The organism is Phormidium pseudopriestleyi FRX01 (assembly GCF_017313335.1).
GTDB lineage: Bacteria > Cyanobacteriota > Cyanobacteriia > Cyanobacteriales > Laspinemataceae > Laspinema > Laspinema pseudopriestleyi.
This window is the reverse complement of sequence record NZ_JAFLQW010000426.1, coordinates 19,160-44,245: the sequence shown is the minus strand read 5'-3', so window position 1 is coordinate 44,245 and position 25,086 is coordinate 19,160. Positions and strand designations below refer to the sequence as shown.

Here is a 25,086-nt window from a genome sequence, read left to right as displayed (position 1 = left end):
CTAGCGCTCACTTTGGAGCGGGACGATGCAATCTACATCTAGGGCAGAAGGCAATGTAGAGGCCCGGAGCCGTTTTGATTTAGGATTGCTATGGGAGTCAAGACCGAAAATCCGTGGGGATCAGGGAGATGTCTGTGATTGATCTGGAAAAAGCTGGGGTTTGGCTCCAGGGCGGCCATCAGTTAAAAGCAAAGGGGCAGTATTCTGAAGCGATCGCCTTTTATCAAGAAGCCCTGAATTTTAACCCGGATGAGGTTGAAGCTTATTGCCAACTGTCTGACCTCTATTGGCGACAGGGCCAATTGACTGAGGCGATCGCCCACTGTCAAGGGGCGCTCAAACTGGACCCTCAATCAGCGGAGACCTACAAAACCCTGGGCAATATCCTGCAATCCCAAGAAAAATGGGCCGCAGGGGAACGCGCTTACCAACAGGCGGTGCAGATTCTGCCGGAGTTTGCGGCAGCTCATGCTAATCTGGGCAGCCTCTACTATCGTCGGGGGGAGTCTGAAGCGGCGATCGCCTGCTACCAAAAAGCCCTCGCCCTGGAGCCCTCCCAAGCGGGCATTCACTGGAATCTCGGGACCCTCTATCACGATTTAGGCCGCTTAGGGGAGGCTGTGGAGTCCTGGCAACAAGCATTACTGCTCCAACCGGACATGGGAACCGCAGAACGGCATTTAAAAATCGGAAATACCTTCTTAGCACTGACACGAATTGAGTCGGCGATTCACCACTACCAACAGGCGATCGCTCTACAACCCAACTTTTCCCAAGCGCATTCTAATCTCGGCAACGCCCTGATCCAACAGGGGTCCTTAGAGTCAGGGATTGCGGTCCTCAAAACTGCCCAAACCCTCAGCCCCCAGTTAGCAGGGATTCATTACAATTTAGGGACGGCCCTTTTACAACAAGGGCATCAGCATCAAAATTTCAGTGGGTCAGAATGGCGCGGGGTGGTGGACTGTTTTCTGGAGGCGATCGGCCTTGATCCAGACTTAATCGCGGCACATCATGCCTTGTTCTATCTAATTCGGTCCCGAGACCCCTTCGGCATCGACTTTGACTCCCTGCGACAAGCTGCCGAAGACTATTTAAGCCGCGCCCAAGGCCCCACTCGACTGTTAGCCGCCCTGCCCTATCTCTCCTTATGTTTACATGGGGGATACAGCGAATTAGCCCGGGAAACCTTTCTTACCCTAGAAACACAGCTTCAGTCCGACCTTGATCGCCTAGACTTGGACTCGATCGCCTTGCTTTATTCTCGGCTGATGTTTTCTCAACCCCATCTCCGAGATGATCGAGAGGCCAATCTAACCTTAGCGAAACTGCTGGGCTCTAAAAATCAAGCCCGCCTCAACAAAGAACCAATCTCATCCCCCCATCTCCCCCATCCCGCCAATCTCAAAATCGGCTTCCTCTCCCCGCATTGGCGCCGCCATTCCATCGGATGGTGTAGCGCAGATATTCTCCGCGAGTTATCTGGGCTTTCTGCTGAACTCTATCTCTATGTGACTCAATCTCAAGCCAGGGATGATAAAACCCAAGAGTTCGAGAACCTAGCCACCCAATTTTATCGCCCGCAAAGTGCTAATTTTGAAGCTGCTCAATTAGAGATTATTGAGCAAATCCGCCGGGACAAAATTGATATTTTAGTTGATTTAGATTCAGTCACCTGTTCCGAGCAGCTAGAAATTTTGTATCGTCAACCGGCCCCGATTTGCTTATCGTGGCTAGGATTTGACGCACCGTTTTTATCTTCAGCCCATTACTTTTTAGGCGATCGGCACACTCATCCCCCAGGCATTGAAGCCGATTACATTGAGCAGTTAATTCGGATGCCCGATTCTTTTGTGGCCGTCTCCGGATTTAAGCGTCAATCCGTCGAGCGAGAAGTCGTCCGGTTGAGCCTAGGAATCAGTTGGAAACAGATTGCCTATCTCTGTGTCGCCCCGGGTAAAAAACTGAATCGTGAGTTGGTTTTAGCCCAAATTCAAATCCTGAAGCAGGTTCCCAATAGCGTGTTAATGCATAAAGGAGAAGGAGAGCGATCGGCTATTTTGGAACTCTATAAACAAGCCTGTACTGAGTTAGAAGTCCCCAGCAGTCGGGTTATTTTAATATCAAGAACGCCCACGGAAGAACAGCACCGGGACATCTACGAATGTGCGGATATTTTATTAGATTCCTATCCTTATAATGGCGGCACTCATACCCTAGAAGCCTTGTGGTTTAACCTACCCCTCGTCACCCGAGTGGGAGAACTCTGTCTGGCGAGGATGGGATATTCTTTTCTCAATACCCTAGGCATTGAGAGTGGAATTGCCTGGAGTTGGGACGAGTATATTGAGTGGGGAGTTCGGTTGGGTCAGGAGTTGAAAATTCGGCAAGACATCCGCCATCAATTAATCCGGTCTAAGCAACCCAAACACCTATCTCCTTTGTGGAATCCGGCTAAATTTGCTCAAGATATGTATGGGATTTTTAAAGCGCTAAGAAAACAGCAAATCCGTATCAATTAACTCAATCAAGGATAATTTTTAGAATTATGGCTGAACTCAACCCGGAACAGCAACATCCCCAATCTCGTAAGGACCGCGAGACACTGGATAAAATTTTAGCAGGGGATTTAACCGAATATAATCTGGCGGAATTAGCTCGATTACGAATTCGATATCGAGGATTTCCCGGTTCGCGGGATGTCTGGAGTGACATCGAAAATGTGTTATCCCGTTGGAATATGACTGAAGAGGATTTATTTGAAAAAACCCGCGAAATTCACCGGAAAGGGCGAGTTTATCGAGCGCAGGATAGTGATAGCGAAGATTGGATGTAGAGGGTACAGAAACCGGGTTTCTTTCATCAATTCATGATAACAAGGCAACAAGTTTAGCAGAAACCTGGTTTCTTGCTCCTACTGCAAGGGTCAGAAACCGGGAAAAGAGACCTAACCCCCCAGCCCCCTTCCCTTCAAGGGAAGGGGGAGAAAGAAGTCAGATCGGTTTTTAGGCAAAATTGAGATGCTCCCGTCTGCGGGGGTTTAGAAACCGGGTTTCTTTCATCAATTCATGATAAAAAGCCAAAATTATCGCAGAAACCCGGTTTCTTGCTGCTACCGCAAGGGTCAGAAACCGGGTTTCTTTCATGAATTTATGATAACGAAGCCAAAATTGTGGCAGAAACCCGGTTTCTAGAGTGGGGGACCATTAATTCCGATTAACCATTCAGCCAATCGGGTAAGGGTTGGGTGAATTGGGGGAGGCGATCGCGCTGCTGATATAACAGAACGGCTAGGACTGCATTCATTGCCAAGGGCGCATCTAGTCCCGGCGTTATTTGAGCTATTAACTCCTGGACAAATGTCTGTTCTGTCTCTGGTAAGGGCTGATTTTGAATGCCACTATTCAAGACACTTTGATGAGCTTTACCTAGGTCATTGGTATAGTATTCGCGTAGGCGATCGCTGGGTATCTGCAACCACAACTCAGCAAATTCTCGCCGCAATTGGAGCAATTCCCGTTGAATGGATTCATCAGACGGGTCAATATAATAGAGATTGGCACAACCAATCAGGCGATTGAGAAATTCCTGAGAAACAGAGACAGGTGTCGAGGGAGTGGGGGTGGGTGTAGCACTCGCTATTGCCTCAGAAGTCTGTCCCCCTAGAAACAATTGCTCAAACAAATTTCCCATTTTATTGCCGTAAGCAGCACTATCTAAAAAGGGAGGATTCTGCTGCATTTGTTGCTGGATTTGTTGGCGATAATGCTGGCGGAGTTGCGGGTTTGTTGCGAGTTTAATCGCCAATTGGATATAACTTGATTCGTCCTGGGCAATTAAATCAGCCAGTTGGATTTCCCGCAAGAGTGCAGAAGTTTGGCGAGACTTTAAGCTATTTTCTTCCCAGGCGATCGCCGGAATCCCAAGTTGTAACGGATCCAACAAAGAAGTCGCCCCACTATAGGGATAGGAATCCAGATAAATATCGGCCAGTTTGACGCATTCTTTAATATCCGCTGGACTCGGCAGGGTATTAATCACAACTAACCGCCGTTTATCGACACCATACTGGGCAAAAATTCGGTGGATTCGTTCCAAAAACGGCATCGCCGGATAATTGGAACTCCAGGCGGGACCAAAGGGATACAATACCAAAATAGAATTGGGAACGGCAGCGATAATTTTGGCCCAAGTTTCCGTGAGTTCGGGAATCACTTTATAGAAGTTGGCACCGGACATAAACACCACAGTTTGCTCCGTTGCACCCCAGCTTGCACGAGTGGGATTAACGGTGGATGCGGGTTCTGGGAAGGGGAACCGGAAACATAATCCAGAACCGTCAATATTGACCAGTTTCTCGCGGTATTGTTCTGAGTTTGTGGTCGTAGGTGCAGTTAAATTGCCGGCAATATAGTAGTCGATATTGCGAATGCCGGTGGTGACAGGGGAGGCAATGGAGGTGACTTGAACTCGGGCGAGGCGGTGTTGGGCGAGGGCGGTTAAGGGTTTATTGAGTTCGGTAATATTGGTGCCGATGAAGAGGATGTCTAAGTCATCGTTGCGGAGGGTTTGGACTTGTTCACGGAGGTTTTCTGGCAGTTTCACGAGGCGATCGGCCCGACTCTGACAATACCATTCGAGTTGGCTGCCATTGACCTGATTGGCATAGAGAATAATCTCAAACCGCTGGCGATCCAAATGTTCAAAAACGGGCAGAGTTGCTAAGGTTTCAGTGGCGGAATTGAAATGATTTTTCAAAATTCCCAGGCGAATTTTGAGGCGATTAGCCGAACGGGTGGGGAAGACATAATCCACTTGAAATCCCCGATTTTTGAGGGCAAATTCAATAATGTCTGCCCGCTGACTGTAAAGAGATTTCGGGTTAGCATGGGTGAAGTAAAGGGGTGCAAAGTTGGCATTTCCCTGGGTGAAAAACTCGGCGACGCTTTGCCAGAGGGGTGAGTCGGGATTGTTGAATATTTTCTGATGGATATATTCTAACCAACCTTGGAAATAGCGATAGTATTGTTCGACTTCTCCGATTTCATGGAACAGGGTAGGACTGGCAAACATAAATTTGAGATAATCCTGCGCGAACCATTTGGTAATCGGTGCATTGGTGTAGGGAATCTGGAGTTGATGGGGATAGCAATAGAGGGTAGCGGCAATGAAGGATTGCAGGGCATTGGGTGCATCAAATCCCCAGACAATTCCACCAGAAATTTGGCGGATTAGTGCTTGTTCAGATGGGGTAAGGGCGTGATGTTTAATGCTACTCTCTAGGAGGGCTTTATGGGCTTTACCAAGTTCACCTAAATAGGCGGATTGTAACTGTTCTTCGGGAGTATTTAACCATTGCTGGGCCAGTTGTTGGCGGGTTTGCTGGAGATGAGTTAAAGGAGTGGGTTCTGAGGGTATCCGGTAAGAGGGAGAGGCGATCGCCTTGTCCGGTTGGTTCTGTGCTGTAGCCACTAGGGTTGAACGGACAATTTCTGCCATTTTTTCCCAGGAAAATTGCCGATGCCGTTGCAATCCTGCCGCTATTAAGGGATTGCGAACTTCGGGGTTTTGAATCTCCTGCATGGCTTTGACCAGACCAGAAATATCGTTGTCTTTGACATAAATAACTGCTTGTCCCGCAACTTCGGGAATCGCACCATTGGGACAAGTAATCACTGGGCATCCACAAGCCATTGCTTCTAGGACTGGCAAGCCAAAGCCTTCATATTTAGAGGTATAAATTAGAGCCGTAGCACCGGAATAAGCCAGTCGCAATTCTGGGTCACTCAATTTAAATAGATGAACCAGAGTATCGGTAACGTAAGGTTGAAATTCGGATTCAAATTGGGCTTCTCCACCCACACAGAGAATGTCGAATTCTTGGCGGTTTGGGAGTTGAGAAAATGCCTGGAAGAATAAGATGGCATTTTTGTAGTTGTTGATATTGGTGCGGCTACCAACCCAGAGGAAATAGGGTTTTGAGAGGCGGTATTTTGATTTGAAGGCGGTAATTTCTGCCGGAGGGGTCGGCATAAATTCCGGCTGAATGCCGCAAGGAGCAACCGTCACGCGATCGCGAGGAATTGCGGGGAAAAATTCAACCAAATCCCGGGCAGTTTGTTCAGAAATAGTAAGATAAGCCGAACCATGACGAATGCCTTGATGTTTTTCGCGCCACATGGCGGCATTCAGATTGGTTGAATACCGTTCTGGAATCATGTCATAGGCCATAAATACTGAGGGTGTGGAGAGGGGAGTGGTGTAATAAGTGGAGATGAAGATATCAGCGCTTTCTTCATCACAAATTTGTTGTAGTAAGTTGCGATCGGCGTGGGTATTATTGTAATCGTAAGGGGGAAGACATAAATATTTGATACCGGGAATCCGGGGCGCAGTTCCAGCGCGGTCTAAAAATAAGATTTGCTTGGCAAATCCAGTTTTGACCCATTCTTGCAATAGAGAGGTCCAGACGCGAGCGATTCCGGTATTGTTGATTTGATAAAATACCCCGTCTACGATGGCGGTGATTTTTTGAGTTGATAATTCGACCGGACGGCGATCGGTTATTTCTTTCATGCGTTCTACTAATATTTGTTCCGAAAACTTTTCTGATATCGTTTGGCGTGCCGCTTCTCCTAAAATACGGCACTGAGTTGGGTTCCGAAATAATTCTAGGGTATATTGAGCAAATTCATCAGCATTTTTAGCAATTAAGCCATTGATTTGGTGTTCGATAGGACATCGTTCGGCAACATTTTCTAGGGCAATAACGGGTAAACCATGAGCCATTGCCTCTAGCACTTTGAGTTGTTGGCCGGTTCCTCCAATCATGGGGCAGATTGCAAAGGGGCTTTCTTGATAAAGCCGTTCTAAGTCCGGAACGAAACCCAGTAAATGGATTCCCTGAGTCGGGGCTAAAATTTTACATCCATCCCCAACGACATTCAGTACAAATTCTGGAATTTGAGCTAAAATCTTAGGCAGGACTTTGCGAACAAAATATATATAGGCTTGGTAATTAAAAGGATTTGGGCCAATCGCAAAGATCGGATTCTTTCCGTAAGTATTGTTAAGGGGTTTAACCGGCAAGGCAAAGGGTAAATGCAGAACTTTTGTATAAGTGGTGTTTTCTTGGATTAGAGTTTTTTCTTTAGAATTAATGGCTACTGTAAAATCGTAGCAATCATAGAGTTTGTATTCTTCTGGATCGACAGGGAGGGAATATTTCGAGAAAAAGTTTTCGTTCAAAAAATCTGGTTCAGTTGGCCGTTTATTTATAAATTCAGAGACTAAGGCGGCCATTTTTTGATTTAAGCTCAACAAATCCAGGGTATCAATTACTCTCACCGCCGACTTAAATTCATCGCCGATCGCCAATTCTCCCCAAAATGCATAATTAATCAGCACTAAATCAGGGTGTAACCGAGTAAAAAGCTGTCGAAATTGTTCCCGCAAACCCGGGGAATACATATTCCACCATTGCCGTCCCCCTGCTTTTTTAAATTCTTCCTCAACAAATTGGCGATCGCTGGCCGTAACATAGTGAATTTCAACCTTAATTCCCACCTCCTGTTCTAGGCGGTTAATGCTTTTTTCTTCCCAAGGGATATTGCTAAACAAGTTGGAACTAAACAAAGTTACATCATACTCTAATTGCTGCAACGCTTGGATGACGGACAAACAGCGGCGATCGGAGGCATAGCGCGGGGGATAAACATGATTATGATAGGCAACAATTGCTCTTTTTTTGGCCTGAGTTTTTAAATCACTGTGGGTTCTATCTGGGGTGAGTAGCGTCTCAGGGTCTAGCAGGGTTGCCATAAACTCTTTAAGTGGTTCTGAGGTCAGTGAGGATTGGATGGAAAATGATTGTTCATCGGCTATCAGATTTAGTAAATCCGGGTTGTGAAAGCACAAGGTTTCGATAAAATCTGTTTTTATCTCCTGTTTTACTGCCTCTTCTAACTGAGAATTCCAGATAGTTTTTAAAAGGTTTCTGACTAAATTTGAATAGGGGGCTTTTCCTTGTTGCTTTTGACTCTGGTATTTTTCGGTCTGGTCTTGGTGGTCATGGAGTCGATAAAAAAATAAAGGCTCTTTGATTTTTACAAATTCGCCGAGTAAATTTAGTTCTTGTAAGATAATGACATCGGGTCCATACTCTTCTAAAAATAAATTTGTTTTGATTAATGCTTCTTTACGAATTAAACTATAAATCGTGTACCACCCGGCTTTAGCAATGAGTTGGTGACTTCTTTGCACCACGTTCATTCCCAAAGTTTCGATATTCTGTTTTTTAGGATTAGCTGTCCACTCGTGGATGACGCTTCCCTGTGCATCAATAAATACCACATCACAGCAGCATAATACAGCGTTGGGCGTTTCTTCTAATTTGTTAACGGCTTTCCTTAAATAGGTCTTTTCCCATAAATCATCATGGGCTGCCCACATAAAATATTGACCTTTAGATAGTTCAAAAACTTGATTAAAATTTTTTGTAGATCCAATATTTTGCAGGTTTCTAACATAGTGAATACGGCTATCTTTTACTGCATATTCTTGACAAATTTTAGCGGTGTAATCCGTCGAAGCATTATTTGAAATAATTATTTCAAATTGTTGATAATCCTGAGCTAATAGGGAATTTAAAGCCAAACGTAGGTAGCGATCGCCGTTATAAACCGGCATTCCAATACTGACTAAAGGTTGAGTCTCTTTCATCGGGTTTCCCTCTCTTTTTTAAATTGATTCTTTTCTCTGCAACCAAGCACCGGGCCAATGGGTAACATTTTCCGTTAATTCACTTTCATTAAACAGCCATTCCGGTTGTTCTAATAGAAATTCAGGATGCTGTTGAGCAAATTCTGCTGCTGCTGCTGTTGGATTATCAAAACTCCAGTCTGCTTGACCTCGGGGTACATCACTCAACTCTTGCATAATTCCATCGGTTACCACGAGATAAGACCCGGGAGTTACTAAGTCGCAGTAGGCTTCTAACTCGGCTAAAACGTGCATTTTTGTATGGCAAGAATCGAGAATAACCATCACCGTCTCTCCCGGTTTTACGGTGGATTTAACCTGATGGACGAGCTCCGGTTCTATGGAGTTACCTTCTACTAAGGTAATGTAAGGGAAAAGTTCATGAGCTTCGATCGCCTTGCGGTTGTGGGGTCGAATCTCGATATCAATCCCAATCACTCTCCCTTGAGCGATCGCCTTACACAAACTCGCATAATAAATTAAAGAACCCCCATGTGCTACTCCGGTTTCTATAATAACATCCGGTTGCACTTGATAGATTGCTTCTTGAATGCGGATCATATCTTCGGGGAGTTGGATAATCGGTCTTCCCATCCAGCTAAAAGTATAAGGATATTTTTGATTCCATCCCACTTTTACCCATTGCTGAGAAATCAGTTCAAAGGCCTCTTTAGAATATAGGTCCAGGCAGACTTGTTGGCCGTCTATTTCTTGGGTTAATGTTTTTTCGCTCGTATCTATTATCAATTTCATTGGTCTACCTTTTTCTATCCTTCTATCTGCTTTTCCCACCAGGTAACTGCTTCATTTAATCCCTGGTTTAGATTAAATTTGGGTTGCCAACAAAGCTCATCCCTTAAACGGCGCATATCCCCTATCAACAGGGGTGGATCGTTAGTAGAGGTGGGAAGGACTCCCAGTTCAATCAACTCTGAGCCATTCAGGATTTCTCCAATCTGGTAGATTATATCCTTTAAAGCAACGGGTTGACCGGATGCAATATTAATCGCACCAGAAACGTGACTCTCTAATAAGGTGACAAAGGCATCGGCTACATCTTGAACATAGAGAAAGTCTCGGATTTGGTTCCCATGAGAACAAGGTGCAGTTTTTCTCTGCAACAGGGAACGAATCACGGAGGGAACGAGGCGATCGCCATATTCATGAGGTCCATAAGCAAAAAATATTCGTCCCCAAGCGCTACTGATTCCAGTTTGTTGAGCAAAGGCATCTACCATACTCTGAAGCGAATTTTTACACACTCCATACAAGGTTTTAGGGACTAAGGGAGTCACTTTTTCAGAACAGTATCCATAGTCCCAATTGTACTCGGCACAGGTCCCGGCCATGACCACTCTTTGTCCTCCCGATTGGGCAAATTCTTGTAATAAATTTAAACTCCCTTCTACCCATTTAAAATTTTCTAAGGCAGTCCAGTATTTCCCGGGTATCGCAAACCAGGCAAAATGTAATAAGTGACTGGGTTTAATTTGGGAAAGTAACCGGGATACTTCTTCGGGTTTTAATAGATTCGCTTGATGCCAGTAAACCTTTGAATTAGATTGATTGACAGGTTGTGAAGAGACGGCATGAACTTCGTAGCCTTTGGCTAACAATAAGGGCAAACAGTGCTGTCCTATAAATCCTCTTCCTCCTGTTATTAATACTTTTTTCATAAGGATAAGTTGGCATAGTCGTTATCTTTACTAGAAATAATTAAATTATCAGTATTCGGCCATTTTATTGAAAAGGTGGGGTCGTTCCATCGAACCCCTCTAGCACTTTCTGGATGATAAAATTCTGACATTTGATAAAAAACTTCGGTCTGATCAACTAAGGTTTGAAATCCATGAGCAAATCCTGCGGGGATGTAAAGCATTCGGTGGTTTTCTGCGGTGAGTTCTACCCCAATCCATTGGGTAAAGGTGGGGGATGTAGGACGCATATCGATAATTACATCATAAATTGCACCCTGAGTACATCGGACTAATTTGGTTTCGCCATGAGGATGGATTTGATAATGCATCCCGCGCAGGGTTCCCGACAAGGAGTTAAAAGAAGTATTACACTGAACGAGGCCAGAATGTAACCCACGCTCCTCAAATTCTCTCTGACACCAAGTTCTAGCAAAAAATCCCCGTTCGTCTGTTAACCGTTCCGGTTCTATAATCCATGCGCCCTCTAGTTTTGTTTCTCTAAAAATCATGGGATGTTTTCTATTTTTCTCCCGGTTGATGATTAAAAAACTTTAACATCAGGAATAGGTACAATAAAGCGACCACCTAGCTGCCTATACTCGGCTTGTTGCTCTAGGATTTCATCGGCAAAATTCCAGGTTAAAAGTAAAACATAATCCGGCATCACTTCTAGTAATTTTTTTGGATCATAAATCGGTAAATGAGTCCCGGGCGTGTATCGACCTTGTTTGATTTTACTACGGTCTACGACAAAATCGACGAGATTTTTATCGATTCCAAAATAGTTGAGTAAGGTGCTGCCTTTAGCCGATGCTCCATAAACGGCAATTGTTTTGTTTTGACTTTTTAATTCACCCAGGAGTTTGAGAAGATTCTGACGCAAGTCTTCGATATTTTGCCTAAAACCCTGGTAAAATTTGAACTGATTAACTCCCCAATTCTTTTCGGCTTCCAAAAGGTCCAAAACTTGAGCCGATCGCCGATTTATCCCTGTTCGTTCTTTCTCTACAAATAGTCGCAACGAACCCCCATGAATTGGGAGTTCTTCAACCGCTACAATCACTAATCCCTGTCGCTTAAATAGGCAGTCTATGGCGGTTATAGAAAAGTAACAGAGATGTTCATGATAGATGGTATCAAATTCGACGCGATCGATTAATTCTTTGAGGTAAGGAACCTCAATCACCGCTGTGCCATGTTCTTTCAGGAGGATATTAATTCCAGCAACAAAGCCGTTCAAATCCGGGACATGGGCGAGAACGTTATTGGCATGAATGAGATCGGCTTGTTTTCCCTGTTGTTTGAGTTCTTGGGCGAGGGTTTCTCCAAAAAACTCACTCAGAGTAGGAATTCCTCGTTGATTTTGGGCAACGGTAGCAATATTGACCGCTGGTTCAATACCTAGGACGGGAATCTTCTGTTGATGATAATACTGAAGTAAATAGCCATCGTTGCTGGCAATTTCTACGACCAAACTATCAGGAGATAAGTGGCGATCGCCTATTAATCGAGTCGCAATCTTTTTGGCATTCTCCAACACCGTATTGGAAAAGGAAGAAAAATAAACATAGTCCCGAAATAGCTGCTCGGGGGGTACAGTTTCGGTAATTTGGACTAAAGTACAATGGGGACAAAATGCCAAATCTAGGGGATACTTCGGTTCCGGTTCCGTCACTTGGTCTGAGGTAAGCAACCGATTCGCCAAGGGAGTTTCACCCAAAGACAGAATCAATTTTAGCCCGGTTTTACCACAGGAACGACAGGGATTTAATAGACTGCTCATCTGCCAACCCCCAAAAATATTTGATACCAATCAATGGTTCGTTCTAATCCTTCTTTGAGGGAGAACAAAGGTTGCCAATTCAATATTTTTTTAGCTTTGGATGCACTTAAATATTGATGGCGAATTTCATTAGAAGCTTCTCCTCGGATATCCGGTTCTAAGTCGCAACCCATTAAGGTTAAAATCTGATGGACTAATTCCAAAACGGTGAGTTGAGTTTCCGTGGAAAAATTAAAGGCTTGACCCCGTAAATCCCGGTTGTGGGAGAGTTCTTCAGCCAGCAGAGTATAAGCAGCGGCCCCATCTTCTACATAGAAGTAATCTCGGATATACTGACCGTCGGAACGGATGATAGGCCGATCGCCTCGTAACACGGCCCGAATTGTTCCCGGGACAATGCGATTCCAATTCAAATCTCCGCCACCGTAAAAGTTTCCACATCGGGTAATTACTACGGGTAAATCATACGTTTTAGCATAGGATTGGGCGATTAAATCCGCACAGGATTTACTGACATCATAGGGATGACGCCCAATTAAAGGAGTCTCTTCATTATATGGAAGTTGCTGGGCTTCGCCGTAGGCTTTATCCGATGAAGCTAGGACAATTTGCTTCACCGTGGGACTATGGCGGCAAGCTTCTAAAAGCGACCAAGTACCGGCAATATTCGACTCAAAGGTAGAGATAGGATTACGGTTGGCGATCGCCACAATCGTTTGCGCGGCCAAATGAATCACGGTATCAATTTCATATTCTCCCATTGCTCGTTCTAACAGCGACTGGTCCTGAATATTTCCCCGCACAATTTTGACCTGTTCAATCCTCTGACTGCGAACCAGTTCGTTTTGAGGAACCCAATCGCGAACCAGACAAACCACATCCGCGCCTAAGTCGAGTAATTGCTTCACCACCCAACCGCCAACGAGGCCGGTGGCCCCGGAAATCAAAGTGGGACGATCCTGCCAAAATCGGCGATCGCCCCTTGCATTTAATCCCATACCTTCCAAGGTGGATTCCCCCCTTCCCACAAACTTTCTAACAGCCGCACATCCCTAAGCGTGTCCATACATTGCCAAAAGCCGTCATGGCGATAAGCGGCTAACTGACCCGCTTCTGCTAACCGTTCCAATCCTTCAGCTTCCAAACTGGTTTGATCGCCTTCTAAATAATCAAAAATCCCCGGTTCTAAGACCAAAAATCCTCCATTAATCCAACCTTCGCCAATTTGCGGTTTTTCCGTGAATTTTGCCACCAAATTTCCCTCAAAAATAATCCCCCCAAATCGGGCAGGAGGACGAACCGCAGTCAAGGTTGCCAGTCGTCCTTGAGACCGATGAAAAGCCCATAATTCTTTGAGATTAATATTACTAACCCCATCCCCGTATGTAACCATAAAGGGTTGATTTTTCAACCAAGGTTGTAAGCGCTTGACTCGCCCTCCGGTGAGGGTATCGAGTCCGGTTTCAATCAGATTCACGGTCCAATCTTCCGATTCACTGTTATGAACCTGAACCTGACCTTGAGTCAGATTAACCGTCATATTTCCATTTAGAGGATAGTAATCTAGGAAATAACGCTTAATGGCTTCCCCTTTATACCCCAAGGCAATAAAAAACTCCTTAAACCCATAATGGGCATAGAGTTTCATGATATGCCAAAGAATAGGTCGGCCCCCAATTTCGACCAAGGGTTTAGGCTTGACTTCGGTTTGTTCAGCGAGGCGTGTGCCTAGACCCCCCGCTAGAATAACGACTTGCATCGAATCTACTGTGTTTAAAAATCCATGAGTTCGGACGGTCAGGTTAAAAACGGGTTTGGGAAACCTGGGGAGGCGATCGCCTTGCGGGTTTTCCACGGCTTTCCCAAGCTGCGGTTCAGACACAGGGGAATTAACCCACCTGTTCTAAATACAGATTGATGTCCTCGACTAAACGGGTGAGTTCCGCTTCGGTACTCAGGCGAATGCGATCGTCGCGCAGGGTAATCAACACCTTGGCGGCAAAGGGGGTGGGGTAAATATTCGGATTGCAGAAAATTTCTAAAAACACATCCCCAGTGGAACGATATTCCATCGGTTTCTGGGGGGTGGGTTTGCCAGCACCTGCACCGGGAGTTGCTTTAGAGGCCACCGCTTTAAGCTGCTGCATCAGGTCGTTGATTGCCGCCTGCAAGTCCCGCGCTGCTTCGGGAGAAAACCGAAACGAGACGGAACCCTCGATTAAATTTAGGGTGAGTTGAGAACCAGACATCAGGAATCTACTTTTAATATTCGGTTTCTTTATGGTAAGGGGGAACGGGGACATTTCGATCTGTGAACTTCCACAGAAACCGAATGGCCTACAATTTTTGTAGGTTGCATAAGGTAAAGATTCATGGCTACAGATAATCGGGTTGAAGTTCGCCGGGTACTCCTGATTACCCTGGGCTTAAATTTAGTCGTGTTGGGAATTAAAGGGGTGGTGGGGACTTTGACGGGTTCCCTGAGTTTGTTGGCCGATGCGTTGCATAGCGTAACCGATAGTGCCAATAATATTTTGGGATTGGTGACAAATCATTTCGCCTCTCCCGATCCCGATCGCGAACATCCTTATGGACATCAGAAGTTTGATGCAGTCGGGGCCTTGGGGATTGCCGCCTTTTTGGGGGTGGCCTGTTTTGAAATTCTCAGCAGTGCGATCGAGCGCCTTTTATTCGGGGGTGGAACCCCGGTGGAAGTTTCCTCCAGAGAACTGTGGATTTTGCTGGTTGTGTTGGGAATCAATATCTTTGTAGCTTTTTATGAACGGACCATTGGTCAGCGAATTGGTAGCAGTATTCTGATTGCCGATGCCAAACATACCATGAGCGATGTTTGGGTGACAATTGTCGTGATAGCGGGGTTAATTGCGATTACCTTTGCCGATCGCTGGCCCTGGTTGCAATCGGTGGATGTGATGTTAGCCTTTCCCGTGGCCTTATTGGTGTTTAGAAGTGGGTGGGAGGTGTTGGCGGATAATTTACCCTGGTTGCTGGATAAAATGGCGATCGCCCCGGAGGCCATTCACGAAATTACGATGCTGGTTCCCGGCGTGCTCAACTGCCATGATATTGCCTCTCGCGGTGTGGTCGGACGTCAGGTTTTTATTGAAATGCATCTGATTGTTGATGCCAATGATGTAGAAACCGCCCACACCATTACTGAGGAAGTGGAAGCGCGTTTACAAGGGCGGTTTTCCCCGGCCCGAATTTTGATTCACATCGAACCTCCCAGATATCAATCCCCGGAGATTAGCTATGCGCCGGAATCTCCTGACCCCCTTGAATAAAGGGCGGACTTCTTCCTCAAGGGGATAACCTCGGTTGAAAATCTCGGTTGAAATATCTGTCGTTTTCCACAGATTTATAATAGTTTTCCACAGATTTATGGCAGTTTTCCACAACAGATCAAGGGTTTCCACTCAGACTAGGACTGACCCTAAGAACCCGATTTTTTACAGCAGTGGGTTGTTTCTCATGGAGATATTTATTCAAAAATCGGGTTTCTATAGCAATCCTATATCAGTTGTGGAATAAAGCCCTCTGCCCCAACATAAGGTGGCCCAAAACATCCGGCAAGGAGCAGGAGAGGGGTTGGGGGAGAGGTCTTCTTCCACAACTGATTTAGGTTCGCTATACTAGGTCTTGGCCCACCGAGTCTTGAATTTGTCCGATGTTCTGTCTCAAGGTATGGGGAAAGTTGACTGATTCTTCTGCTTTATATTTCTTGATTTTTTTTACAATAAGAATAAATTCAAGCTAACCGCCCCCTGTCTCTATGTTGTTACAACCGACCCAACGCACGAAACTGGATGAATCCGACGATCGCCTCTTTTATTCCCTCCCCCGGTTCGTCACCCATGTGGATAAGGGATTCATCGACCAACTGACCCATCTGTATCGCGATCGCCTCAAACCCAACCACCGCATCTTCGATATGATGAGTTCCTGGGTCTCCCATCTTCCCCCAGAGATGACCTTTGCTCATGTCGAAGGTCATGGTCTCAATCAAGAGGAACTAGCCAAAAATCGTCGTCTTAACCATTATTTTGTCCAAAATCTCAATGACAATCCCCACCTCCCCCTAGAAGACCAAAGTTTTGATGCGGTCCTGAATGCGGTTTCGGTCCAATATATCCAACATCCTGAAGTGGTATTTAGCGAAATTCACCGCATCCTGAAACCGGGGGGAATCGCCATTATTAGTTTTTCCAATCGAATGTTTTATCAGAAAGCGATTCAAGCATGGCGCGAGGGTAACGAAGGGTCTCGCGTTACGCTGGTGAAACGTTACTTTAAGGCAGTAGAAGGGTTTTCTAACCCGGAAGCGATGACTCGCAAGTCCGATCTCCCTTCTATCTTGCAGTTTATGGGCATGGGCGGTGGCGACCCCTTTTATGCGATTATCGCCCATCGTTTACCCGAATAACTGAATCCGTCAGATTTGCCAAATCATCAGATTCTACTTGTTCTGTACTCGGTTAGATGACATCAGACAGATGCTGCGTTAGAGTGAGGCCAAAATCTTCTGGACTTGATGACATAATGCTTCGTGGCAATGAGCATTACTGGCGATCGCGCATCCCCACTGATTCACATCTTTTTGGTTATAGCGCAAAGGGGTCCCATCCATAAAGGTTAACTGGCCCCCTGCTTCGGTCAAAATCAACTCCGGGGCCGCAAAGTCCCAATCTTTGGGGGCACCTCTGCCAGAGAGGGAAATAAACCCATCCACCTGCTGTTCCACAATGGCGGCAATTTTGCACCCGATACTCCCCATATATTGTTGGGTTTGGCAGGGTAACCGTTGCAATAGTTTGTCCAGTTTCTCGCCTTTGCGGGTCCGTCGCGTCAGCAAGCATAAGTCTTCGAGGCGATCGCGCGAGGAGACTTTCACGGGGGTGCGATCGCCGGAACGGTTTTCCACAAAGGCTCCCCCTCCACGCTGGGCGTAATATAATTTCTGGGCTGAAGGGACTGCCACCACTGCCACGACGGGTTGCCCTTCATGGACTAAGGCAATATGCACCGCATAGTTAGGGTTTTGCTGAATATAGGCGCGGGTTCCATCGATGGGGTCAATAATCCAAACCCACTGGTGATTCCGGCGATCGCCATTGGCATGGGATTCATAACTTTCCTCACTCAGATACCCAAACTCCAGACTGCCAAAGGCAATCCGTAATTTTTGCAAGATATACTCGTTCGCCGCTACATCGGCATTAGTGACGGGACCTTCTTTTTTTTGCCTCACCTTCAGTTTCCCTGCCGCATCGGTATGATAATAGGTCAGAATATCCGCACTCCCCCAACCAATCATCCGGGCGATCGCTCCTATCTCCTCCAATTTCTCTAAGCGATTGTCCCTCATCGCTGCTCCTAACTGTTTGCTTTTGCTCATTTTTCTCTCGGGTAATTAGCCTAACTTTAAAACCCTCTCCTTATGATTTATCCGGGTTTTTTATAGTTTTAAAAAGGCCCGCTTATCTTTGGTCTTAAATTTAAGCTGACCTCTCTATCCTAACTTAACCCATGTTTTCTTGATACAAGACTTGCTAACATTCGCTCTGATTTCTAACAATTTTTCAGTAATTTCACTGATTCCCTACACGATAGATGAACTGTTTTCTTGAAGTGACTTGAAGAATCTCCTGAAACCCTCTATCGGGAAAAGTACAAATCGACTCTCCGCGCACTTCCTCATAAGCTGGGGAAATATATAGGCCAGTCTAAATCATTGTGACCATTCATGTAGACGCTATATAACCCCAGGGGTAGCGGAACCCAGATAAATTGCCCCGACTTTCTATCAAGCGATCGAGGGGATGGGTAACGGCTGTGCCAGTCTAATCTTTCTAAAGAAGGCTTGAAAAACCAGATTATCTAAAAAGTCACGACGGCTTAATCTTAATCCCTTCAATTTTCTAGGTAAGCCCACTGTTTCCAATCTCGACGACGGGATAACCCTTTAATTTCAATATCCATCCGATTCACTTCGGCAATTTCAAAAAGCACGCGCAATCCATTTCTAAATTTTTTTTGCTTACTGTTAAAAGAAATAGAATACCGTAACGGTTCCCGGGCTTGAATGTACACTAACCGATTGTTTTTCCGATTAGACACTAAGATAGCTCGTTTGACATCAACCCAAGGGATAATCAGTCTCGGACTCAGAGGACTGCGCCGCACAATTTGGCTAGGACTAATTTCTATAGCAGCACATAATTCATCAGCAATAATCAGTAACGGACTGGTCATCGCAATCCAAATCATCGCGGTCCCAACCGGAATCAAGAGCAGTGACAGACAGGCACAGCTTAAGTAAAAGACTCCTAATCCCCAACCAATCCACGGATTACGAGGAGAGAGCCGCAGGAATTGTTCTCGGGTTTGCATCGTTTAGCTTCCTTAACCGGCTTTTGGTATTAATTTTAATCAATTAAATGGGTCTTCAAATCCTTCTAAAGAGATAGGTTTAGACCCGCTTTAAGTAAGGGTCATACAGTGGCGTGTCCCAAATCCTTGACAAGCGTCGGAGGCAATGATTGCCGCAGAAGCTAAAGCCTGGGGAAATGTTTCTTGTAAAATATAATGACAAAATCCACCATGAAAAATATCACCGGCTCCTAATGTATCAAGGGCTTTGACTTTAGGAACTTCTACCCAACCGGGGATACCCTGACTGAGGTATTGAATGGGGTTTTCCCCGTTAGTAATGGCAATATGGGGGATTCCCCGGTTGGCAAGATAGGTGAAAACTTCGGAGGAATTGTGGCAGTTTGGGGGATAAAAATTGCTGGAACATAAGGCATAATTTATAAAGGGGAGAAGGTTTTCAAATCCGGGTTTCCAGCTTCCTCCATCCAGGACGATGGGGATGGTTTGGGCATGAGTGATTTGGGCGATCCGTTGACTGACGGACATTTGATGTCCATCAGTCAGGACTATGTTAAACTTGGACCAGGAATCAAGGGGTAGCCGATCGCCCAGGATTTGAGATTTTGTGGCATTGATGGAAATAACAGCCCGATCGCCGGTTGCTTCAGTGACGATAATGGAAGACAGTGGTGGGGGTTCGGTGCGCTGAGGGTCTAAATCGGCGATCGCCACCCCATACTGCTCTAATTCCTCATAAACAATGGCCGTTAGGGGATGTTGCCCGATCGCCCCGACGAGGGTCGAGTGATTGCCGAGATAGCTAAAGGCGATCGCTGCATTGGTTGCCGGTCCCCCAGCATTAATCATCGAGTCAGTCGCCACAATTTTCTGATTGTTTTGAGGCACTCCTGCGGTTAAATAAATCACATCCAGGGTGACTAATCCGACAAACAATCCTTGTTTTTTCAGGGTTTTGTCATCTGGGTTCAAGGCTGCTGATTCTTCCATTCAAAATCTCTGGAGTTTCATACTTTATCATGAATTGAGATGCGGATGACTCGGGAATCCGCCACCGGAGTTTAAGTTTATCCGTTAGGTATTTTGTCCAGATTAAAATTGGGAAAAATTTAGTCCGTTATTCATGGAAATTGATTCAAAACTAGGCACACTTTATATTGTGGGAACGCCCATCGGGAACCTGGAAGATATGACATTCCGGGCGGTCAGAATTTTGCAGGAAGTTGATGCGATCGCCGCTGAGGATACCCGGCACACGGGAAAATTGTTGCATCATTTTCAAATTAAAACACCGCAAATTAGCTATCACGAACATAACCGACAACAGCGAATTCCAGAATTAGTAAATCGGTTAGCAGAGGGTCAGGCGATCGCCCTGGTTACCGATGCCGGAATGCCCGGAATCTCGGATCCCGGATATGAACTCGTCAAAGCTTGTCTGGAAAAAGGAATTGTGGTAGTGCCAATTCCCGGACCCAGTGCCTGCATTACGGCCATTAGTGCAGCGGGTTTACCTGCCTCTCGATTTACCTTTGAGGGGTTTTTGCCGGTCAAGGGAAAAGAACGACAGGAGCAGTTGCAGGGGTTAAAGGGAGAGACAAGGGCAATGGTGCTTTATGAAGCGCCCCATCGGTTGCGGAAAACATTACGAGATTTAGAGAAAATATTGGGGGGCGATCGCGCCTTGGTGTTAGGGCGAGAGTTAACCAAGCTCCATGAAGAGTTTTGGCGGGGAACAATTGCCGAGGCTATAGCACATTATGACGACAATTGTCAACCCAAAGGAGAATTTACCTTAGTCATTGACGGGGGCGATCGCTCAACCCCCGTTTTTTCAGAAGAGACCCTCAAAGCTGCATTACAAAATGCGATCGCCCAGGGACTCACCCGGTCCGAAGCCACAAGGCAGTTGGCGCAGGAAACCGACCTTCCCCGACGCCAGATTTATCAACTGGCGATCGGCCTAGATCAGCCCAATGCCGAGGACCTGTAAACCCTAGGGCCTCGGGACAGCTACAGAGAGTAAACTTGACCATCAATCAGTAAACGGGTAATTCCCTTAGATTGCAAATAAACGCTAGTTTTTTGCAGCATCCGGCCATCGGGAACCTTAATCACCCGTTGATTTCGGGCTGAAAAGCGACGAGCGACTCGGTGATTGTCAAAAACCGGCAGAGTTCTTTCATAAGACTCTTGAGCCGGAATTTGTCCGAGTTCGGCAAACTCTTTGAGAGGGCGAGTAATTAAATCCCCCCCTTTGTCTACAACCACATAACAGATTTTTGGAAGTTCAGCTTCTGCTAGGGGTAAGACTTCAACGACAGTAGAGGTCCGAGGCGGAACTCGCCGCAAGAGGGGTTCATCATCCTCCCACTCCTCATCGTCGTCCTCATCGTCCTCATCCTCTAATTCTTCATCATCCTCTAATTCGTCGTCCTCATCGTCCTCATCCAGGATGTCTTCTCCCAACATTTCCTGGAGAGCGCTAGTTTCGATCCTGGGATAGCGATCGTTAAAGCCTGACACTGGGAGTTCAAGCTCGTTTTTATCTTCTTCCTCAGCAGCATCCGAAGCGGAACGGAGGCGAATGCGTTTTTGACGCGGATCAGCTAGAAACTGCTCGCCTTCCTCTTTCTCATCCAGGGGGTCTGGATCGCTCGGAATGAAGCGACCAGAGCGCTTTTGTTGGATGAGGGATTCATATTCCTCTTCAGATAACGTGCTTTTGAGGATGCGGCTAATTGTCGAGCTACTGACACCGTAACGACTTGCCAGGGTTAAAGTTGTTTCTCCGGGCTGTCGATACAGGTCGATAATGTCGCTTTTGTCAGATTCAGATAGTTTTCGAGAACTCATGCCGCATCATCGGGGGTAAACATTTGGACGAGAGTCGGAGGGATTGAACGCGCTTAAGGGGGATGAGCGCCATCTTAGCGCGGCCAGTGTCTGAATGGGGGAGGACTAGAATATCATGCCATTGTTCGATTGGGGGCGAGTTATAGAGTAGCCTCGTTCCGGACAAGGGATTTCAGCCGAGTCGGAGTGGGGATTCAGATGGGTTCGGTCAATCTGAGGACCCGCCTCTTCTACGCCCCCGAGAACGAGAACGAGTAGAGATATCGTATTCCAAGACTGCACCAATGCCGAACAAAACGGCACTGAAAACCCAGAAGACTTCCAAAAGACTGCCACTTTCATAGTTGGCGACCCAGACATCGGCGTACTTAAACCACATATCGGCAATATAGAGTGAAAAAGTAGCCGCCGCAATCATCCGCCAAGACTGAGAGAAGCGTCCTCCCCAAAAGGCTAACAACAGTGCTGTTGCCAGGATCAGGAGCAAGACGTCCATGATCACATAGAACAAATTCACATAGTAAGCCACCGGAGTTAGGGCTTGGTCAATGGCCAAAATGAAGCCCGGAGCCGATTGCGGGGTGCTGGAGGCCGGAGCAGGAGCCGAGGTCCCGGAGCCGGTAGCTGATGGCTCAACCTGCTCGATCGCCAGGGGTGAGGCTGCCTCCGGCAAATCAATCGGTTCAGCCACTGCCAGCCAGTACGCTAAGGATATCCCGGCCAAGGCGATCGCCCCGAGGACGGCCCACTGCCAAATTTCTAAATTCAGCTTGCGGCCTGAGACCGCCAGAACCATCCCAACGGTTAGGGAAATATAGGTAATTGCGTAAAAGAAATCCCCCAAAGACACATCCGGGGCAAGATTCCAATACAACTCCCATAAGCCAAATAACACGCCGCCTAGAAAATAGCACAGCATTCCAATCCCAAGCGCCAGCCAGACATTCCGTCCACTGACAATTTGAGGAGCGCGCCAATTTCTAAAACAGAGAATTGCAGCGCCCAAGAAAGCAGCTAATTCAAATATTAACGTACCGATTGAGTACCACAAGGGTCTCCCCATTCCAGGAGCTTCGGGTACGCTAAATAACAAAAAAAACAACAACGCTAAAACAGCCCAGGCGATTCCGGCAATCACCAGGGTCTGAGCTGCAAACAAGGGTTGAGAACTGGTTAACTTTTCTGAAGTCGTTCGCATAGAAATTCCCAAATTGCTAACGGGGCATCGGTCTTGGGGTCTAGGACTTTCTTAAACGTAGAAACGGCCAAGGGCTTGCCTAGAGAGCCGTTTGTTAACGACAAGAACACCCAACCCACTTGAAAGAACCCTCTTTCAAGATAGGGACCACATCTCACCGAGGGGAGATTGTCCAAGCCAATCTCTAAACTGCTTGCGTTCCCCAGAGGGCATATCTTCCAAGATATCTAAGGCTCGTTCTACAAAGCTGGTATTCCCAAAATAGGCTTTGCCCAAGCGATAGAGTTCTTGCAACAAGGTATTCAAATGATGCTCTTGCCAAGACGGGACTTGCGCGCCGCCCAAGGGGTCCATATTGAGCAACTGGTTGACCGCATCCGGTGATTCCGCTTGAGGGAAGCGCCATTTTTTAAAGGTCTCAGCAATGTCCTTTTCAAATGAACTCGCTTGCCGATTGCCCAGCAGGTCTTCTATGTCAAAGAAAACCGCTTGTAACATTAAAAGACAGGCTTGGGTGTACAGGGGCGCTGCTGCTACCCCTCCATGAGCATCCTCTGTTAGCTGGTCCAGACGGATTTTGCCCCAAACACTGTATCGATCAGTCTCTTCAAGCAGTACGCAAGCTTTCCCACGGTTATCCGTTAGGTCCCTCCAAAAGGCCCTTGCCTCATCCGCCTGTTGAGCGCTGAACACGTTAATTAAGCGAAAGGTCTGACCTTGATAGTTCAAAATCGGTATTTGTTGACCCGTTTTGGGGTGCTGAATACCCGTTATTTCAACATCCTGCCGTTTCAGAATAAACATGACGCTGCCAATTGAGTCCTCGTGGCCTGTGGGTGCTGTCGGTTCAATGGAAATGGCGAAAAGCGAGAGTTTCGTTTGTCGGCCTGCTTGGTTTCAAGATTAAGTTGAACCACACTTTGGCTTTAGTTTAGTCTGACTCACGCAGTTAACCGCAACTCGGCAAGTCTTGCTCATCTTTCTTCCCTCATTGAGACGGACGCTATACTGGTACTACAATTAGCGGTGAGAGTCAAGGAGGGGCTAGGTTTACGCTGCATAAAGATTGTTCTCCATGAATTAATCAGACCATTACCGCCTTGGAGTTGCTTAATCCCTTGTAGTATTGCAATCTACTTTCGCGATCGGCAGTTACGAACTGAAATCTGACAACCGAAGTCCGCATAACGGTTTTGCTCTATTGAGCCGGACCATTTCTGGGGTGAAGTTAGCTTGCGCCTTTGTTAGAGGTCGGTACTACCTTAAAGACACTGGTTTAACCCAATAATAAGCCTGTTTAATCTTTAAGTTTTAGTAGCTACAGACTAGCTACGCATCTGTAGGTAAGAGCTTGAACACTTGCCTCTAACGTAGTAAATCAACACGCCTGAGTCTGGTAAACATTAGGCTTTAAGAGCCTCGCGCTGTACTGTACTCAGTCAGCGTTGGGTAGTTTACTTCCCTGGCGACGTAATTCAACGCCCTGACTAACCCTTATCTTACTCTATGCCTTATCCGCACAAACCCCAAGCTTGTTATTCCCGATTGTGGAATGGAATGGACTATGGGAGTCGATGATAGCCTAACCCCCGGACTAGGATTTCGGGTTCCCCTGGGAACACCATGCCGAAACACTCCCGAACAATGGAGAGTTTTTAAGCAAACCGTTGAGATTCATTGACGCGGTTTCTGGCGATCGGCGGACTTTTGAATAGAAAAAACCCAATCGGCTACGAAAGCAGCTATGCAAATACCCGGTTGTTTGATAAAATACAGAAATGAACCCTTGCAGTCTCTTGGGGTTGGATAGTCTACTAGACTGGCTCCAAAGCAGAAACTCAATCGGGGTTTTCCCATAACCGTTATGTGGGTGCGTAACTCAGGTGGATAGAGTAGCGAACTTCTAATTCGTTGGTCGCAGGTTCGAGTCCTGCCGCACCCGTTTCTCGGCTCGGGGGTTTCCCGATTGGTCAAATCAGGGGCAATAGTGGCGATCGCCCCTCTTGCCCTAATTGTTATCAAACAAAAAAGGGTCTAACAATATCTCAAGTCTTAGACCCTTTTTTGTTTATTTTCACCTTCAAAAGCCCGTGACGAGGATTGAACTCGTGACCTCACCCTTACCAAGGGTGTGCTCTACCACTGAGCTACACGGGCAGACAACATTCAATCTTCAAGGGGTTACTCGGTCATGATTTCTTGACCATTTACATTAGAACCTTGAATGAATTGTGGTGGGCCGAGCTGGATTTGAACCAGCGTAGGCGTAGCCAGCGGATTTACAGTCCGCCCCCATTAACCGCTCGGGCATCGACCCTTTTTTGTCCACAATTACTAATACTAGCAGAACTCTCACAGAAGTCAAGAGTTTAAGCAAACTT

At 46.4% G+C, this 25,086-nt stretch carries 19 protein-coding genes and 3 tRNA genes; 6 read left to right on the top strand and 16 right to left on the bottom strand.

Annotation, left to right across the window (positions count from 1 at the left end; translation table 11 throughout):
* The first annotated feature begins 128 nt into the window (after positions 1-128).
* A complete protein-coding gene (locus J0895_RS16100) occupies positions 129-2,522 on the top strand; it encodes a tetratricopeptide repeat protein (protein WP_207089058.1) in 2,394 nt (797 codons plus the stop codon).
* A 26-nt stretch (positions 2,523-2,548) separates the two neighbouring features.
* Entirely contained in the window at positions 2,549-2,836 is a 288-nt protein-coding gene (locus J0895_RS16095) for a DUF3288 family protein (protein ID WP_207089057.1), read from the top strand.
* A gap of 380 nt (positions 2,837-3,216) precedes the next feature.
* Here the strand turns inward: J0895_RS16095 and J0895_RS16090 are convergent, their stop codons facing one another.
* The 8 genes from J0895_RS16090 to J0895_RS16055 all read right to left on the bottom strand — a co-directional run bounded on the left by J0895_RS16090 (position 3,217) and on the right by J0895_RS16055 (position 14,489).
* Positions 3,217-8,721, bottom strand: a complete 5,505-nt coding sequence (locus tag J0895_RS16090; RefSeq protein WP_207089056.1) for a glycosyltransferase — start codon at positions 8,719-8,721, stop codon at positions 3,217-3,219.
* Positions 8,722-8,739: 18 nt separating this feature from the next.
* Positions 8,740-9,513, bottom strand: coding sequence for a cephalosporin hydroxylase family protein (locus J0895_RS16085; RefSeq protein ID WP_207089055.1), 774 nt, complete (start codon positions 9,511-9,513; stop codon positions 8,740-8,742).
* Between the two features lie 14 nt (positions 9,514-9,527).
* Positions 9,528-10,436 (bottom strand): NAD-dependent epimerase/dehydratase family protein, encoded by a 909-nt coding sequence (locus J0895_RS16080; protein WP_207089054.1) that lies wholly within the window; start codon positions 10,434-10,436, stop codon positions 9,528-9,530.
* Positions 10,433-10,966: a dTDP-4-dehydrorhamnose 3,5-epimerase gene (gene rfbC / locus J0895_RS16075; protein ID WP_207089053.1), complete on the bottom strand. Its 534-nt coding sequence runs from the start codon at positions 10,964-10,966 to the stop codon at positions 10,433-10,435. The genes J0895_RS16080 and rfbC overlap by 4 nt, the downstream gene beginning before the upstream one ends.
* A 32-nt stretch (positions 10,967-10,998) precedes the next feature.
* Positions 10,999-12,240 carry a class I SAM-dependent methyltransferase gene (locus tag J0895_RS16070; RefSeq protein ID WP_207089052.1) on the bottom strand — a complete coding sequence of 414 codons (1,242 nt, stop codon included), beginning with the start codon at positions 12,238-12,240 and terminating at the stop codon, positions 10,999-11,001.
* Positions 12,237-13,238, bottom strand: a complete 1,002-nt coding sequence (locus tag J0895_RS16065; protein WP_207089051.1) for a GDP-mannose 4,6-dehydratase — start codon at positions 13,236-13,238, stop codon at positions 12,237-12,239. The genes J0895_RS16070 and J0895_RS16065 overlap by 4 nt, the downstream gene beginning before the upstream one ends.
* Positions 13,229-13,999: a glucose-1-phosphate cytidylyltransferase gene (gene rfbF, locus J0895_RS16060; protein WP_207089060.1), complete on the bottom strand. Its 771-nt coding sequence runs from the start codon at positions 13,997-13,999 to the stop codon at positions 13,229-13,231. Before rfbF ends, J0895_RS16065 begins: the two co-directional genes overlap by 10 nt.
* Positions 14,000-14,129: 130 nt before the next feature.
* Positions 14,130-14,489 carry a hypothetical protein gene (locus J0895_RS16055; RefSeq protein ID WP_207089050.1) on the bottom strand — a complete coding sequence of 120 codons (360 nt, stop codon included), beginning with the start codon at positions 14,487-14,489 and terminating at the stop codon, positions 14,130-14,132.
* Between the two features lie 123 nt (positions 14,490-14,612).
* Here J0895_RS16055 and cdf31 point away from each other — a divergent pair, with 123 nt between their 5' ends.
* Positions 14,613-15,545 carry a CDF family zinc efflux transporter Cdf31 gene (gene cdf31, locus J0895_RS16050; protein ID WP_207089049.1) on the top strand — a complete coding sequence of 311 codons (933 nt, stop codon included), beginning with the start codon at positions 14,613-14,615 and terminating at the stop codon, positions 15,543-15,545.
* Positions 15,546-16,033: 488 nt separating this feature from the next.
* A complete protein-coding gene (locus J0895_RS16045; protein ID WP_207089048.1) occupies positions 16,034-16,684 on the top strand; it encodes a class I SAM-dependent methyltransferase in 651 nt (216 codons plus the stop codon).
* A gap of 78 nt (positions 16,685-16,762) precedes the next feature.
* Here the strand turns inward: J0895_RS16045 and J0895_RS16040 are convergent, their stop codons facing one another.
* From J0895_RS16040 to J0895_RS16030, 3 genes are all read right to left on the bottom strand, one after another.
* Positions 16,763-17,656 (bottom strand): 3'(2'),5'-bisphosphate nucleotidase CysQ family protein, encoded by an 894-nt coding sequence (locus tag J0895_RS16040; RefSeq protein WP_242541360.1) that lies wholly within the window; start codon positions 17,654-17,656, stop codon positions 16,763-16,765.
* 515 nt (positions 17,657-18,171) lie between these two features.
* A complete protein-coding gene (locus J0895_RS16035; RefSeq protein WP_207089047.1) occupies positions 18,172-18,651 on the bottom strand; it encodes a hypothetical protein in 480 nt (159 codons plus the stop codon).
* A gap of 90 nt (positions 18,652-18,741) precedes the next feature.
* Positions 18,742-19,641 carry a sugar kinase gene (locus J0895_RS16030; protein WP_207089046.1) on the bottom strand — a complete coding sequence of 300 codons (900 nt, stop codon included), beginning with the start codon at positions 19,639-19,641 and terminating at the stop codon, positions 18,742-18,744.
* 133 nt (positions 19,642-19,774) lie between these two features.
* Here J0895_RS16030 and rsmI point away from each other — a divergent pair, with 133 nt between their 5' ends.
* Positions 19,775-20,644 carry a 16S rRNA (cytidine(1402)-2'-O)-methyltransferase gene (gene rsmI, locus J0895_RS16025; RefSeq protein WP_207089045.1) on the top strand — a complete coding sequence of 290 codons (870 nt, stop codon included), beginning with the start codon at positions 19,775-19,777 and terminating at the stop codon, positions 20,642-20,644.
* Between the two features lie 20 nt (positions 20,645-20,664).
* On the opposite strand, the gene J0895_RS16020 is transcribed toward rsmI, so the two are convergent.
* The 3 genes from J0895_RS16020 to J0895_RS16010 form a co-directional block, all read right to left on the bottom strand.
* Positions 20,665-21,507, bottom strand: a complete 843-nt coding sequence (locus tag J0895_RS16020) for a transposase (protein WP_207089044.1) — start codon at positions 21,505-21,507, stop codon at positions 20,665-20,667.
* A gap of 208 nt (positions 21,508-21,715) precedes the next feature.
* A complete protein-coding gene (locus J0895_RS16015) occupies positions 21,716-22,705 on the bottom strand; it encodes a hypothetical protein (RefSeq protein ID WP_207089043.1) in 990 nt (329 codons plus the stop codon).
* Positions 22,706-22,840: 135 nt separating this feature from the next.
* Positions 22,841-23,509 carry an Npun_F0813 family protein gene (locus tag J0895_RS16010; protein WP_207089042.1) on the bottom strand — a complete coding sequence of 223 codons (669 nt, stop codon included), beginning with the start codon at positions 23,507-23,509 and terminating at the stop codon, positions 22,841-22,843.
* A 1,064-nt stretch (positions 23,510-24,573) separates the two neighbouring features.
* On the opposite strand from J0895_RS16010, the gene J0895_RS16005 reads away from it, so the two are divergent.
* A tRNA-Arg gene (locus J0895_RS16005) sits at positions 24,574-24,647 on the top strand.
* Positions 24,648-24,790: 143 nt separating this feature from the next.
* On the opposite strand, the gene J0895_RS16000 is transcribed toward J0895_RS16005, so the two are convergent.
* Together J0895_RS16000 and J0895_RS15995 are read right to left on the bottom strand one after the other, a co-directional pair.
* Positions 24,791-24,862, bottom strand: a tRNA-Thr gene (locus tag J0895_RS16000).
* Positions 24,863-24,937: 75 nt separating this feature from the next.
* A tRNA-Tyr gene (locus tag J0895_RS15995) sits at positions 24,938-25,022 on the bottom strand.
* Between the last annotated feature and the right edge of the window lie 64 nt (positions 25,023-25,086).